Origin of the sequence: Dactylosporangium vinaceum, from assembly GCF_019904175.1 — a bacterium.
GTDB lineage: Bacteria > Actinomycetota > Actinomycetes > Mycobacteriales > Micromonosporaceae > Dactylosporangium > Dactylosporangium vinaceum.
The window spans coordinates 2721316-2735394 of the sequence record NZ_CP061913.1; the positions used below are offsets into that span (position 1 = coordinate 2721316).

Here is a 14079-nt window from a genome sequence, read left to right on the forward strand (position 1 = left end):
CGTGCACATGTTCGTGTTCGTCTTGGTGTTCGCGGTCGTGCTCGTGCTCGTGCACATGTTGGTGTTCGCGGTCGGGCCGCGCGTTGCGCACGGTCATGGGCGGGTTCATCGGCGGGTGGTGGCGCGGTCGGCGGCGCGGGACAAGGAGACGACGCCGGCGAGGCGTTCGATCGCGGGCGGGAGTTCCCAGTCGTCGTCGCGCTGGGCGGCGAGGGTGGTGGCGGGCACGACGACGAGGTCCGGCGGGCCGGTCTCGACCGCCCGGGCCAGGATCGCCCAGGCCGCGTCCCACCGTTCGCGGGTCGCGCGCCGCCGCACCGCTTCCACTACGGCGTCGAGGACGGCCTGGCGGAGGTCGCCGCGTTCGGGAAGTACGGCCGAAGCCGGGTCCTGCAACAGCTCTTCCGGATCTGGAAGGTCCATGCGGTCCAGGCTCGCGAGCAGCTCCAGGCCGGGCCCGTCGCCGACCGCGCCGCGGACGAGCATCGACAGGACATCGCGTGACGTGTCCGCGGCCGTGGCGAACGCGACCAGGCGTAGCGCCATGTCCCAGCTGCGCGGCGACGGCCACGCCCCGCCGCGCCGGGTCTCGGTCGCCGGGAGCTGGTGCACGAGTTTCGGCCGGGCCGACAGCAAACCGCACACCGCCCGCCGCGCGAACGTGACAGCTTCGCTCAGCCGATGCGCATCGAGCTCCGGCAAACGCGCACTCGGCCACACACCGCCGAGCCCGCGTACGACGACATCGTGCTCGAATGTCCATTGCAGATGCACGAATCTGTTCGCGAGCGGCGCGCTCAGCTCCCATCCGTCCGCCGCGGACGAGCGCGGGTTGGCGGCGGCGACGATACGCACACCGGGCGGTAGGGTGAGCGCCCCGATCCGCCGTTCGAGCACCACCCGCAGCAACGCCGCCTGCACGGCCGGCGGCGCGGTCGAGAGCTCGTCGAGGAACAGCAGCCCGCGCCCGGCCTTCACGAGCCGCACGGCCCAGTCGGGGGGAGCCATCGGGACCCCTTGCACCGCGGGATCGTCACCGAGCACCGGCAGCCCCGAGAAGTCGGACGGTTCGTGCACGCTCGCGATCACCGTGGTCAGCGGCAGGTCCAGCGCCGCCGCGAGCTGGTTGAGCGCGGCGGTCTTCCCGATGCCCGGCTCGCCCCAGAGCAGCACGGGCAGATCCGCGGCGACGGCCAGGGTGAGCGCCTCGAGCTGCGCGTTCTCCCGCCATTCAGTGTCGGTGTCGGCCAGCAGTTTGAGCAGGTCCGCAGCGGTTTCCAGGGTAGGCATATGCGGCATCACCTTGTTTGTCCGAGGGGAGGTCAGCGGGAGGTACCCCGGCGGCGCGACGCGCGGCGCTCGGGAGAGGTGTCCCGGCGGCGCGACGTGCGGCGCTCGGGGGAGGTGCCCTGGCGGCGCGGTACGCGGCGCGCGGGCACGTTGCGGCCGATCAGCCCGGCCCGGAACAGTCCGTGCACGATCCGGCGCTGCAGTTCGGTCTCCAGCGCGTCGCGGAGTGCACCGGCGCGCAGCAGCACATTCGGACCGAGCAACTCCTCGACGGCGGCGAGAGCCCCGGCGGCGTCGCCGTGGTCGAGCCGCGCCTGGACGTCGTCGAGGCCCTCCGGATGCCGGTGCACCCGGTCGATGGCCCGCAGGCAGGGCAGCGGCGTCCCGCCGAGCGCCATGAGCAGCTCCTCACGCCGGAGCTGCCCGGCGTCGTGGTCGAGCGCGGTCAGGACGCCGTCGACGAGCCCGATCCGATGCACCGCACCCCGGCATTCCACGGTCCGCGTGGCTGACTTGCCAGGCCTCGCCGCCCACCCCGCCGCCGACGTGTCCAACGCGACCGATCCGTTCGCCGACGACGAACCGTTCAGCGTTCCTGACCTGTCCGCACCCGCCAATTCGTGCAGCGCGTCCGACGCGCGCAGCGCGCCCGATCCGTGCACTGCGGTCGACTCGTGCGATGCGGACGGTCCGTGCACTGCGGTCGATCCGTGCGCTTTGGTCGATCCGTGCAGTGAGGATGATTCGTGCAGTGCGGACGGTCCGTGCGCTGTGGTCGATCCGTGCAGTGTGGATGATTCGTGCAGTGCGGCCCACTCGTGCGGTGCGGCCCACTCGTGCGGTGCGGCCCACTCGTGCGGTGCGTTCGAGTTGTGCGGTGCGGACAGTCCGTGCAGTGCGGCCCACTCGTGCGGTGCGTTCGAGTTGTGCGGTGCGGACGATTCGTGCAGCGTGGCTGACCTGTTCGGTGTGGCCGGATGTGGCGTTCGGGATGCGTGGTGCGGGATCAGGGCGGCGGCGACAAGTGGGTGCAGGTCGGCCGGGTCGATGAGCCCGGCCTCCAGGAGTTCGAGGTCGGGGGCGGGCCAGGTCGAGGCGTAGGGCAGCAGCGGAATACTGGCGTCGCGGGTGCGCGCCGGGCGGACCTCGCCTGATGGCACGTCGAGGAGCAGGCGGCGATTGGCGGCGCGGACGAGTACCACCGGGGCTTGGAGAAATGCGGCCTCGGCCACCCAGTCCGGGCGCGCACGATTGCGCAGTTCGGCACTGCATCGCGCATCCCAGAGGTGACGGTGCCGGTCCAGGCGGAAATAGCGGTCCGGCCGGGGGTGCGGGTGCGGGCCGCCCGTCTCGCCCGACCACAGCGCCAAGCTGAACCGCTGGCCGGCCGACGCCCACGCGGGCGGGGTGCGGACGACCAGCTGCAGGTCCGCGTCGTACCTGGCCAGCGCGATGGTCAGCCCGGGCCGCAGCAGACCGTCGGGGCTGATCCGGGGCAGGTGCCAGCGCAGCAGGTCAGGGGCGAGATGGCGCAGGTCGGCGCGGACTTGGGCGGCTATGTCGGGGCCGCGCTGACGGGCCAGCTGCCGCAGGTTGAGGTCCACGTCGACGTGGGCGGCCGCGCAGGCCGCGGCCCAGTCACCGGCGAGGCGCCGGGCGGTGGACGTTTCGATCATCGGCTGCGGCACGGCGTACTGCCGCACCCGTAGCCAGAACTGAAGCCGGGTCTCTCCGTGCGCGAGGTGAGCGTGCATCAGCACTCACCTTTGGCGGACGGGACCCCCAATCTGCACATGTTCGTTCGCATCGTGCATGAGCGTACAACGCGCACGCCATCCGCCAACAGTCCCGCGCCGGGCCGGGGTCTGCGGACCGGCCCGGAACACCTCAATTCCGAGCGGAAAGTCGGTTAGCCCGGGAGCAGTCCGTTGATGTACTTCTGCACGTTGGTGTAGCCGGTGTCGTCGAAGTCGCCGGTGCCGTTGCTCGCGTTGTTCGGGTTGAGTCCGTGCGCGCTCTCCGCCTTGGCCGGCGAGCAACGGTTGTGCGCGTTGGCGAACAGGTTGTTGTACCAGATGTGCGGCCCGGTCTCGGTGTGCACGGGCGAACTGCCGGCCGATCAGGTCGGCGTCGACCGAGTGCTGCACGGTGATGTTCGTGGCGCCCACCGCGTCGATGTCGTTCCACTGCGCAAACTGGACCTGCACCAGCAGCGCACTGTTGTCGGCCGGTGCGCCGGTGACGTCGATGCACTTGCCGGCGGCCAGGGTGTACACCCGTTGCCGACGGGCGTGGTCGCGGCCTCGGCGGGCCATACCGCGACGGCGGTGACCGCACCGGCGGCGACGACCCGTCACGGCGCCGGATGTGCGTGCGCGAGTTCGCGCCGGACCGTCCTTTCTTCCATCGATAGGCGAGGGTCATCACGAAGATGTCGGCCGGAGGGATCGACAACGCTTTTTGCCATCCGGGTCACCACGGACGGATGAAGAACGTGAACGGTACGCGGCAGCGTCAGTCGTCGCCGCCGTACCGCAGCGTCGGTTCGCCGTTTTCGCACGTCACCTGCAGTCGCACCGACCCGCCGCCGGAGCGGGCCTTGAACCGCAGCGCCGTCGTCGCCGCCGGCCCCCGGGCCAGATGGTCCACCTCGTACCCGGATTTCGGGATGTACGACTCGATGTACGCCAGCCCGCCCGTGCAGCTCGCGATCAGGCTTCCGCCGTCCGTGGACAGCGCCCGTTTCGTCGCCGGCGGGCCGCTGGCCCCGGGGACGGTGGCCGCCGAGCTCGACGGGCCGGGTGTCGACGGTGACGGCGTCGTCGGCGGGCCGGTGAGCTGGGCCTCGACGTCGGACTCCAGCATCGGCGCGTCGCCCGGGCCGAACAGCCCGCGCAGCGTCCCGACCGCGCCGACCGAGGCCGCCGTCGCCAGCGCCGCGGCCGCCACCCATCCCGCGGCCACCACGGGCCACCGCATCCTCATGCCGTCCAGTGTCCGCCGCCGAACGATAAAGCGCGGTTAAGCTCGCCATATGGCCAAGGTGTTGATCGTGGAGGACGACGCGACGATTCGCACCGGGATCCTGCGGGCGCTCGCTGCTCGGGGGCATGTGGTGGTACCGGCTGGGACCGCACTCGACGGCCTGAAGCTCGCGGTCGCCGAGGCCCCCGACGTGGTGCTGCTGGACCTGGGGCTGCCCGACCTCGACGGGCGCGAGGCGCTGCGCATGCTGCGGGCGGTCAGTCAGGTCCCGGTGATCGTCGTCACCGCCCGGCGCACCGAGGGCGAGATGGTGCGCGCCCTGGACGCCGGGGCCGACGACTACGTGGTCAAGCCGTACGGGGCCGAACAGATCGACGCCCGCATCCGCGCCGTTCTACGCCGCACCTCCCCGCCCGACCAGGAGCGGGATCCGGCTGTCGAGGCGGACGGGGTGCGGGTCGACCCGCGGGCCCGGACCGCGACCCTGGACGGCACGGCGCTGGAGCTCACGCCGCGCGAGTTCGACCTGCTGCACTTCCTCGTGTCCCGGGCGGGTGAGGTGGTGTCGAAGCGCGAACTGCTGACCGAGGTGTGGCAGGTCCCGTACACGGCCGCCGACAAGACCGTCGACGTCCACTTGTCGTGGCTGCGCCGCAAGCTCGGCGAGACCGCCCAGGACCCCCGCCGCATCCACACCGTCCGCCGCGTCGGCGTCCGCTACGGCCTACCCACGTGAGCGACCGCTCCGCGCATCCGACCTTTGCGCGTTTCGTGTCCGCACAGTGCGCACTTGCACGCTCGTTGTCGTCAGCCCATCGCGCGCTTGCACGTTCGGCATCGACAACGCATTGCGCGTCTGCACGTTCGGCGTCACCGGCATCGCACGAGTCTGCACATCTGGCGTCGGCCCGGTGTGCGTTTGCGCGTTCGGTGGCCGCACGTCGTGTGATTGCGCGTTTGGTGTTCGCCTGGGGAGCGGGTGCGCGTTTGTTGGGTGTGCACTGCGCGTCTGCACGTTTGGTGTTCGCGCGCTTCGTGTTCGTGCGCTTCGTATTTGCGCGTTCGGTGTTTGCGCGCTTCGGGTTCGTGTGGTGCGCGTTTGGGCGGCTTGCGTGAGGCGCCGGTTGGCATTGCTCGTGACGGCGGCCATGGCGTTGGTGCTCGTGGCGTTTCTGGTGCCGCTTGCCCTGCTGTTGCGGGCCGGGGCTGAGGACCGGGCGGTCGCCACGGCCACGGTGCAGGCGCAGTCGCTCGGTGCGCTCGTGGCCACCGCCGACGCCGAGTCGCTGCGGTTGACCGTTGAGCAGGCCAATGTGGACAGTGCGCACCCGGTGTCCATCTACTTTGCCGACGGCACCGTCGTCGGCGCCGCGGTGCCGATGACACCGGGAGTGCGCCTGGCCGCCCAGCGGGGCATCAGCTTCGGCGTCGCGCATGCCGACGGCCGCGAGATCCTGATCGCTGTGCAGGGGCTGCCCGCCGGCACCGCGGTCGTGCGTTCGTTCGTCCCCGAACGGGACCTGCGGCGCGGCGTCACCCGGGCCTGGCTCGTGCTCGCCGCCGTCGGTGCCGGGCTGCTGCTGCTCGGTCTGGCCGTGGCTGATCGGCTGGCGGTCGCCGTTGTGCGCCCCATACGTACCCTCGCCGCAGTCTCTGAAAGCTTGTCCGCCGGTGACCTGGACCGGCGCGCGCCGGCCGCCGACGGACCCGGCGAGGTGCGCGCGGTGGCCGCCGCCCTCAACCGGCTCGCCGGCCGGATCCGTGACCTGCTGCGCCAGGAGCGTGAGGCGGCCGCCGACCTTTCTCACCGCATGCGCACGCCGATGACCGCACTGCGCCTCGACGCCGAGGGTATTTCGGACCCGAACGAGTCGGCGCGGATGCTCGAACATGTCGCCGCGCTCGATCGTGCGCTCACCGCCGTGATCGAAGATGCACGCCGCGAACGGATTGCGCCGGAATGCGACGCCGCCGCAGTCGTCGCCGAGCGTGTCGCGTTCTGGTCGGTGCTGGCCGAGGACCAGGGCCGGGTCGTACGCACTGTGCTGACCCCGGGTCCGCTGCCGGTGGCGGTGTCCGCCGGCGACCTGGCCGCCGCCGTCGACGCATTGCTGGGCAACGTCTTCGCGCACACCGACGAGGGCACCGGCTTCGCCGTCGAGCTGCACGCCCGCCCCGGCCGGACCGAGCTGGTGGTCGACGACGAGGGCCCCGGCTTCGACGCACAGGCCGCTGCGCGCGGAGTGAGCGGCGGCGGCTCGACAGGCCTCGGCCTGGACATCGCCCGCCGCACCGCCGAGTCCACCGGCGGCCACCTCATGATCACCGGCGCCCGGGTGACCCTGGAGCTCTTAACCGATCCTTAGCCTCGCGCCAGGACCACGTTGACAAAGCGCACGGGAGCGTAGGTCGCACAAGCACAAAGCGATCCGGAAGGTGTACCTCCAATGCGCAGACTCCTCATCATCAGCGCGACGACCGCGGCGGCCCTGGCGGTCGGCGGCACGGCACTGGCCGCGAGCTCGGGTTCGGGTCCGGGCCGGGCGGACGACCACCCGTCTCAGGTAGTGGTCAGCGGAAGTGCCACTGCGGAGGACAACCCGTCCCGCAGTGTGGACGACAACCCGACCCCGGGCGAGAGCGTCACGTCGACCGCGCCCGCCCCGGCGATGAGCGCGACGACCATGCCGTCGCCGAGCCGCACCGTCGATGACAAGGGCGGACTCCGCACGCACGACAGCACCCACGAGGCCGGCGACGATCACGGCCGTGGCGGCCACGGCGCCGACGACGGCCCCGGCGACGACCACGGCAACCACCACGGGGGCGGCGACGACCGCGACGGCGACGATCATGGGGGTTCCGGCCGCCGCTGATAGCTGCGATCATGTCGCCGTGCCCCTGCTCGACGACGACGCCCTCGCCGGATCGGCAGTGGTGGCGAACTCCGCGATGAACCGCGAACGCGGCCTCGACGGTGTCAACAGCTACGAGCGCGAGCTCGGCTTCAGCCCCGTCGAGGTCATCGCGGCCCTGCTGCGCGTGACCGGCGCCCCGGACACGGTGGCCTGGCTCGACCTGTGCTGCGGCTCCGGCCGGGCGCTTGTCGAGGCCGCGGGCCGTCTGGCCGAGCAGGGTGTGGCCGACCGCGTGCTGTGCGAAGGCGTCGACCTGGTCGACGCCTTCGTCCCGGCCCCCGATGTCCCATGGCTGCGCCTGACCGCGGTGCCGGTGCTCGACTGGACCCCCAGCCGCCGGTACGACCTCATCACCAGCGTCCACGGCCTCCACTACGTCGGCGACAAGCTTGGCCTGCTGGCCCGGGCGGCCGGCTGGCTGACGGACGGTGGGAGGCTGGTGGCCGACCTCGACCTGGCCGCCGTCCGCCTGGCCGACGGCTCTCCGGCGGGCCGTCGCCTGGCCACCGACCTGCGTGAGGCCGGCTTCAGCTACGACGGTCGCCGCCGCCGCATCGGCCGTGACGACCGCGGCGACGTCGACCTGCCCTACGAGTACCTGGGCGCCGACGACCGCGCCGGCCCGAACTACACGGGCCAGGACGCCGTCCACTCCTACTACCGCCCACGCGCCCGCAAGCCCCGACCGGCTTAGGTCGGTACCCACCGGTCGGGCCGCCCGACCGGCGCAGAGGCACCCGATCGGCCGAGGCACCCAGCCCACGCCTCACCCGCGCTTGCCCTACGCGTCCGGGCGTGGCGTGGCGTGCGCGTGCGCCCGGGCGCGTCCTGCCGTCGGTGTGGGACGCCGATACTGACCGGGCCGCCCGCGTGGTGTACGCGTCCGCGCGTCCGGCGCTCGTGCGCTCGGTAGCGAACCGGCGTGACTCAAGCGCCAGTCGCGATCGCGCCTGCGGATCGAGCCGGTGGATCGGGCCGTTGGATGTCGCGGCGCTCGGGCGCGTGTGACAGAGGCGGCGCTCGGCGCGTGCGGCAGGGGTGGTACTCGAGCGCGTGCGGCAGGGGTGGTGCTCGAGCAGGCGCCGGTTGTCGGAGGGCGGCGGTTGGATGCGCCGGTCGGTGTGGGGTCAGCGGGCGAGGAAGGGTAGCCCGGCGTACCCCAGCTGCTCGGCGAAAGCGGCCCCGTCGACCTTGCCGGACAGCTCCAGGCTCACCATCCCGTGCGCGAGGGCCCACAGGTGCAGCGCCACCGGCTCGGGATCGGTGCCTGTGAAGACGCCCTCGGACTGGCAGCGTGCCACCGCCGTCACCAGCGGCCGGTACGTCGCATCGGCCGCCTCCGTGTGCCCGAACCCGCCGGTGAACATGAGGCCGTACAGGTGCGGGCTGGCCAGCGCCGCCTCCCGGTAGGCGAAGCCGAGCGCGACCAGGTCGGCCAGCGCGTCGTCCGTGCGCGGCACCGCGGCCAGTGCCAGCCCCAGGCGCCGGAACCCCTCACGATGCATGGCGTCCAGCAGCCCCTGTTTGTCGCCGAAAAGGGTGTACACCGGCATCGTCGACACGCCCGCAGCCGCCGCCACTTTGCGCAGCGAAAGACCGCCCGGGCCGTCCTCGACGAGGATTCGCGCCGCGGCGTCGACCAGGCGGACGGTGAGCTCAAGGTTGACGGGCGCCACGACAGGCGACTATAACAGTGTTATGAGCGATAACGTTGTTATTCCCCTGCACGCCGCCGCCGCGACTGTCGCTCTGCTGCTGGGCGCCTTCAACCTCCTGCGCCGCACCCGTGGGGACCGGCTGCACCGTGTGGCCGGCCGCGTGTGGGTCGCCGCCATGTACTTCACGATCGTCAGCTCGTTCTTCATCAAGGCCCTGAACCCGGGCCACTTCAGCTGGATTCACGGCCTGTCGGCGTTCACGTTCGTGACACTGAGCCTCGGCCTCTGGGCCGCGGTGACGGGCCGCATCGAGCGCCATCGCCGATTCATGACGGGCTCGTACCTCGGCCTGCTCGGCGCGTTCGTCGGAGCGGTGGTGGTTCCGCAGCGCGACATTCCACAGTGGATAGTTCACCGTCCGCTGGAGCTGGCGCTGGGCCTCCTCGGCTGCGTGCTGGTCGCCGCCCTGGTGGTCCTGTCCGGCCGCCGCGCTGCGCCCGCGCAGCAAATCGGTCAAGACGCGCATATGCGATAAATCCGATATGTCGTGGCGCGCCAGCGCCCGACATATCGGCGGACAGGCTCGTGCGTGTGGACAGGCTCGTGCGTGTGGACGCCGCTACGACCAGGCCAAAGCGGAACGGGTGCGCCAGTAGTCGTCCGGGGACTCCGGGCTCGCGGCCGGAGCCGGAGCCGTCGCCGTCGCCGTCGCCTCGAGCGCTCGCAGGTTGCTCGTGAGCTGCGCGACCGTGGCCGCCCCCGACAGGACGATGTCCGCAAATGGCTGGGCGAGCGCGGCGGCCAGTGCGGCGGAGTCGTTGCCGGCCAGGCGGCCGTTGGCCAGGCCCTCCTTGACGACCACGCGGCGGCCGTCCGCGTGGGCCTCGGTGAGGGCCGGGCCGGCCGAGCGCTCCAGCAGGTTCCACGTCGCCTGGACGGTGCGGAACAGTGGTTCGCCGTCGACCTCGACCCGTAGCGCCGCGCGGATGGCGTCGGCCTGGTGGGGGCCGCTTACCGACAGTCCGATCGTGACGCCTGTCGCGGCCAGGGAGGCCAGGGCCCGGTGGAGCGTGCGGTCCGTGAGGGCCGGGCTTTCGGGCGTTACGGAATGGATCTGGTACGTGTCCAAGCGCCCGCCCAGCAGCGCGCGCGTCTCGTCCAGCTGCCGGGCGAACGTTGCGGGGGAGTGGTCCTTCGCCTCGTGCACGGGGGCGTCGACGCGCCAGCCGGCGGTGTAGGTGTACCCCCACTTCGAGGCGACCACCACGTCGTCGTGGCCGGGGAGCCAGGCGGCCAGGAACTCCTCGGCGCGTCCGTAGGAGCGGGCGACGTCCACGTAGCGCACCCCCGCGGCGTACGCGGCGTCAAGCAGTTCGTGGCTGCGGCGCCGGAGGGCGTCGACCGTGCGCTCGGCGGGCAGGTCGCGGTCGCGGCCCAGGTTGATGTAGCCCGGGCGGCCCACCGCGGCCAGGCCCAGTCCGATGCGCATCAGGCGGGCTGCAGGTGCTCGGCGAGGATGGCGAGGTGGGTGCCGCGCGCGGCGGTGTGCCGGGCCAGGCCCTCCTCGGTGAGGTTGACGAAGACGCCGCGGCGGTCCTCCTCGCACAGGGCGCGCGCGACGAAGCCGTGCCGCTCCAGGCGGGCGACCGCGCGCGACAGGGCGCTCTGGCTGAGGTACATGTCGGAGGCGAGGTCCTGCATGCGGCGCTTCTCACACTGCTGCGTGGAGAGGCGGTCGAGGATCTCGAACTCGCTCAGCGTCAGCCCGTGCCGCTCCGACAGGGCCCGCTCCAGGTGGGCGGCCAGCTCGTTGTAGCTGCTCAGCAGCGAGCGCCACTGCTCGATCAGGGCTCCCTCGGACCTCATGCGCGGCATCTTACTCCTCGGCCCATCAGATTGCACCTGCATTAAATGTACGCGTATCTAGTGCGTAGACATCTGATGCACACGCATCTAATGTTCCTGCTCGTGACCATGACCCTGACCCACGCGGAGCGCAGTCAAACCCCGGCCCGGCTCTGGGGCGTGCTGGCCGTGCTGTGCACCGTGCTCTTCCTCGACGGCCTGGACGTCTCGATGGTCGGCGTGGCGCTGCCGTCCATCGGCACCGAGCTCGGCCTGTCCACGACCTCGCTGCAGTGGATCGTCAACGGATACGTCCTCGGCTACGGCGGCCTGCTGCTGCTCGGCGGGCGCACCGCCGACCTCCTGGGCCGCCGCCGCATCTTCCTGATCGCCCTGGCCGTGTTCGCGGCGGCCAGCCTGGTCGGCGGCCTGGTCGACGACGGCACGCTGCTCATCGCCACCCGTTTCGTGAAGGGCCTGGCCGCCGCGTTCACCGCCCCGACCGCCCTGTCGATCCTGACCACCACGTTCGCCGAGGGCCCTGCCCGCAACCGCGCGCTGTCGGTCTTCTCCGTCTTCGGGGCCAGCGGCTACTCGTCCGGCCTCATCCTGGGCGGCCTGCTCACGAGCGCGGGCTGGCGCTGGACGTTCCTGATCCCGGTACCCCTCGCGCTCGCGGCCCTGATCGCCGGCATCGTGCTCATCCCGCGCGACAGGGCCGCCGCCGAGGGCGGCCACGACCTGGCCGGAGCCGCCACGCTGGTGAGCGGCATGCTGCTGATGGTGTACTCCCTCGTCTCCGCGCCGGACCGAGGCTGGCTGCACCCGGTGACCCTCGCACTCGCGGCGGCCGCGATCGCCCTGCTTGCCGCATTCCTGGTGATCGAGCGCCGCGTGCGCCACCCGCTCATCCGGCTGGGCATCCTGCGCACGGGCGCGATCGTGCGCGCGAACCTGAGCATGGTGGCGCTGTTCGGGTCGTACCTGAGCTTCCAGTTCATGATGACGCTGTACCTGCAGAACGTCCTGCACTGGTCGCCGCTGCGCATGGCCCTGGCCCTCCTGCCGGCCGGCCTCCTGGTCGCGTTCGGCTCGCCCTTCACCGGCCGCCTCATCACGAGGTACGGCACCGCCCCCCTCATCACCGGCGCGATGCTCTCGATGGCCCTCGGCTACGGCTGGTTCCTCCTCACCGCCGGCGCGACCCCGCACTACGTGGTCACCACCCTGCCGACGATGCTCCTGCTGGGCGGCGGCTTTGCGTTCGGCTTCAGCTCGATCATGGCCCAGGCGACCGACGGCATCGAGGACTCCGAGCAGGGCCTCGCCTCCGGCCTGGTCCAGACGTCCGGCCAGGTGGGCGCCGCGCTGGTCCTGGCGCTGGTGACCGCCCTGGTGGCCGCGGCGAGCCCGGCCTCCCGCGCCGACTTCACCCAGTTCCACCCGGGCGTCAACCTGGTCACCGGCGTCGCTGTCGCCGGCCTCCTGCTGAGCCTGACCCCGCTCCTGACCCGCCGCCGCTGAGCGGACCGGACCCGCGTCCTCCTCGCCGTGAGAGCCCGTGCCCGTGAGGGCGGCCGGCTCTCACGACGGAGGCCGAGCCGCACCACGAGGCGCGGCCCCGGTCAGGGCAGGCGGGTCGGCAGGGGAAGGCCCGGGACAGTGGTCGGGAGGATCTTCGTCGGCAGGGGGAGGCCCGGGCCGGTCGTCGGCAGGATCTGGGTCGGCAGGCCCGGGATCACCTGGCCGCCGCCGTCACCGTCGCCGTTCCCGCCGCCGCCGTTGCCCCCGGTGGTCGGGTTCGCGGCCGGGGGTGTGGCGCCCGGGGCGTCGGTGGTCGGCGCGGGCTGTGCCGTCGGCGCCGGTTGGGTCGACGGCGGTGCGGGGGAGACCTCCGGCGGCGGGAGCGTGGCCGGGATCTGCTCGCGCAGGTCGGTGATGCGGTCCAGGAGACGCTGGCGGGTGCCGGCGTTGTCCACCTGGTTCGCCTCCGTCGTCGCGACGTCCAGGTGGTGGCGGGCGTCGTCGTAGTGCGCCGTGGCGATCGACTGCTCGGCCTCGGCGATGGCCTGCTCGGCGGCCCGGGCGTGGGCCTGCTCGGGGTACAGGACCTCGGTCAATGGCCACAGGGGACTGTCCGGGCCCGAATGCTGGGCGCCGATGGCCAGTCCGGCCAGCACGACGATGCCGGCGGCGACGGCCATGAACGCCCGGCGCAGCCCGGCCCCCGGTCGCGCGCCCCGCTCCCCGCCGCTGCCGCCGCGCCGGGCTCGCTTCGCCCCGCCGCCCCACCGCCGGCCACCGCGCCCGCCGTCGCCCTCGTCCGGCAGCGAACCCAGCGTCTCCGTGGTGTCGGTGTCGCCGGCCGGCGCGGCGGCGCGCAGTTCGGGAATGTCCGGCAGTGAACTGTCGATGCCGTTGGTGCTGCGCGAGCCGTCCACCGCAACGGTGGGCCCGGCGGTCAGCGTGGCCAGGTCGGCGACGGTGAAGGCGGGCAGGTCGGCGCCGAGGTCGGCCCGCCACTCGGCGAAGAGGCCGGCGAGGGGGCCGGCGACCGGATCGGTGTCCGGGTCGGGGGAGGGCGAGGCGCCGCGCGACCAGGTGTCGAGCAGGGCGTCGTCGGCGCGCACGGTGGCCAGGTCGATCGGTGGCTCGCCGTCGCGCGCCGGCATCGGTCCGCCTCGTTCCGTCATGCCGCCACCTCGCCCAGCGTATCCCCGGCCAGGGTACGCAGCTTGGCCAGCGCCCGGGACTGGTACACCCGGACGGCGGCCGGCGACATGCCGACGATCACGCCCACCTCTTCGGCCGAGAGGCCGGCGGCGACGCGCAGGACGACGATCTCCCGCTGCTGCTCCGGGAGCTGGGCCAGCAGCACCGAGAGGCGGCGGGCGAGGTCCGTGGAGACGGCCTGCTGCTCCGGGCCCGGCGCCGCGTCCGGGCGCTCCTCCAGGGTGTCGACCGGGGCGGGGCCGGCGTGGCGGACGGCGGCCCGCTGGGCGTCGGTGACCTTGTGGGCGGCGATGGCGTAGACGAACGCGGTGAAGGGGCGGCCCTGATCGCGGTACCGCGGCAGGGTCTTCAACAGCGCGAGACACACCTCCTGGGCGACGTCGTCGGCCGTGGTGTAGGCCCCGCCGACGCGGCCCAGCCTGGCGCGGCAGTAGCGGACCACGCCCGGGCGCAGCTGCTCCAGCAGCGCCGCCGTGGCCTCCGGCTCGGACCGCACTGCGCGGTCGACGAGCCCAGGATCGATAGTCACAGTCATCGCGTTGGCCGGAACACCTTTGTGCCGAGAACGAGAACCGAGGGGGTCAACGCACCGTAACCGGAAGACGCCGAGACCACCACACGAGGCCCGCGAAGAAATTTCGCGCGACGAT

General features: G+C 72.4%; 15 protein-coding genes. 6 read left to right on the forward strand and 9 right to left on the reverse strand.

Features of this window, described 5'->3' with window-relative positions; genetic code table 11:
* Nucleotides 1-105 precede the first annotated feature (105 nt).
* The 4 genes from Dvina_RS11930 to Dvina_RS11945 form a co-directional block, all read right to left on the reverse strand.
* Nucleotides 106-1290, reverse strand: a complete 1185-nt coding sequence (locus Dvina_RS11930; protein WP_246656166.1) for an AAA family ATPase — start codon at nucleotides 1288-1290, stop codon at nucleotides 106-108.
* 32 nt (nucleotides 1291-1322) lie between these two features.
* Nucleotides 1323-3044 carry a hypothetical protein gene (locus Dvina_RS55510; protein ID WP_343217159.1) on the reverse strand — a complete coding sequence of 574 codons (1722 nt, stop codon included), beginning with the start codon at nucleotides 3042-3044 and terminating at the stop codon, nucleotides 1323-1325.
* 155 nt (nucleotides 3045-3199) lie between these two features.
* Nucleotides 3200-3391, reverse strand: coding sequence for a hypothetical protein (locus Dvina_RS11940; protein WP_223102505.1), 192 nt, complete (start codon nucleotides 3389-3391; stop codon nucleotides 3200-3202).
* Nucleotides 3392-3804: 413 nt separating this feature from the next.
* Nucleotides 3805-4275 carry a hypothetical protein gene (locus tag Dvina_RS11945; protein WP_223102506.1) on the reverse strand — a complete coding sequence of 157 codons (471 nt, stop codon included), beginning with the start codon at nucleotides 4273-4275 and terminating at the stop codon, nucleotides 3805-3807.
* A 49-nt stretch (nucleotides 4276-4324) separates the two neighbouring features.
* Between Dvina_RS11945 and Dvina_RS11950 the strand changes: the two genes are divergently transcribed.
* From Dvina_RS11950 to Dvina_RS11965, 4 genes are all read left to right on the forward strand, one after another.
* A complete protein-coding gene (locus Dvina_RS11950) occupies nucleotides 4325-5011 on the forward strand; it encodes a response regulator transcription factor (RefSeq protein ID WP_223102507.1) in 687 nt (228 codons plus the stop codon).
* 388 nt (nucleotides 5012-5399) lie between these two features.
* A complete protein-coding gene (locus Dvina_RS11955) occupies nucleotides 5400-6641 on the forward strand; it encodes a sensor histidine kinase (RefSeq protein WP_246656167.1) in 1242 nt (413 codons plus the stop codon).
* Nucleotides 6642-6722: 81 nt separating this feature from the next.
* On the forward strand, nucleotides 6723-7151 hold the full coding sequence (locus Dvina_RS11960; protein WP_223102509.1) for a hypothetical protein: 429 nt from the start codon (nucleotides 6723-6725) through the stop codon (nucleotides 7149-7151).
* Between the two features lie 19 nt (nucleotides 7152-7170).
* Nucleotides 7171-7887 carry a class I SAM-dependent methyltransferase gene (locus tag Dvina_RS11965; RefSeq protein ID WP_246656168.1) on the forward strand — a complete coding sequence of 239 codons (717 nt, stop codon included), beginning with the start codon at nucleotides 7171-7173 and terminating at the stop codon, nucleotides 7885-7887.
* Between the two features lie 433 nt (nucleotides 7888-8320).
* Here the strand turns inward: Dvina_RS11965 and Dvina_RS11970 are convergent, their stop codons facing one another.
* Complete coding sequence (locus Dvina_RS11970) at nucleotides 8321-8869, reverse strand: TetR/AcrR family transcriptional regulator (RefSeq protein ID WP_223102511.1); 549 nt, start codon at nucleotides 8867-8869, stop codon at nucleotides 8321-8323.
* A 22-nt stretch (nucleotides 8870-8891) separates the two neighbouring features.
* Between Dvina_RS11970 and Dvina_RS11975 the strand changes: the two genes are divergently transcribed.
* Nucleotides 8892-9386: a DUF2306 domain-containing protein gene (locus Dvina_RS11975; RefSeq protein ID WP_223102512.1), complete on the forward strand. Its 495-nt coding sequence runs from the start codon at nucleotides 8892-8894 to the stop codon at nucleotides 9384-9386.
* 84 nt (nucleotides 9387-9470) lie between these two features.
* Here the strand turns inward: Dvina_RS11975 and Dvina_RS11980 are convergent, their stop codons facing one another.
* Together Dvina_RS11980 and Dvina_RS11985 are read right to left on the reverse strand one after the other, a co-directional pair.
* Entirely contained in the window at nucleotides 9471-10340 is an 870-nt protein-coding gene (locus tag Dvina_RS11980; protein WP_223102513.1) for an aldo/keto reductase, read from the reverse strand.
* The gene (locus Dvina_RS11985; protein WP_223102514.1) at nucleotides 10340-10717 is read right to left on the reverse strand and encodes a MarR family winged helix-turn-helix transcriptional regulator; all 378 of its coding nucleotides are present in this window, start codon (nucleotides 10715-10717) and stop codon (nucleotides 10340-10342) included. Before Dvina_RS11985 ends, Dvina_RS11980 begins: the two co-directional genes overlap by 1 nt.
* Nucleotides 10718-10792: 75 nt before the next feature.
* On the opposite strand from Dvina_RS11985, the gene Dvina_RS11990 reads away from it, so the two are divergent.
* Nucleotides 10793-12220 carry an MFS transporter gene (locus Dvina_RS11990; RefSeq protein WP_246656169.1) on the forward strand — a complete coding sequence of 476 codons (1428 nt, stop codon included), beginning with the start codon at nucleotides 10793-10795 and terminating at the stop codon, nucleotides 12218-12220.
* Nucleotides 12221-12321: 101 nt separating this feature from the next.
* Here the strand turns inward: Dvina_RS11990 and Dvina_RS11995 are convergent, their stop codons facing one another.
* Complete coding sequence (locus tag Dvina_RS11995; protein WP_223102515.1) at nucleotides 12322-13389, reverse strand: hypothetical protein; 1068 nt, start codon at nucleotides 13387-13389, stop codon at nucleotides 12322-12324.
* A complete protein-coding gene (gene shbA / locus Dvina_RS12000) occupies nucleotides 13386-13964 on the reverse strand; it encodes an RNA polymerase sigma factor ShbA (RefSeq protein WP_223102516.1) in 579 nt (192 codons plus the stop codon). Before shbA ends, Dvina_RS11995 begins: the two co-directional genes overlap by 4 nt.
* Nucleotides 13965-14079: the final 115 nt, after the last annotated feature.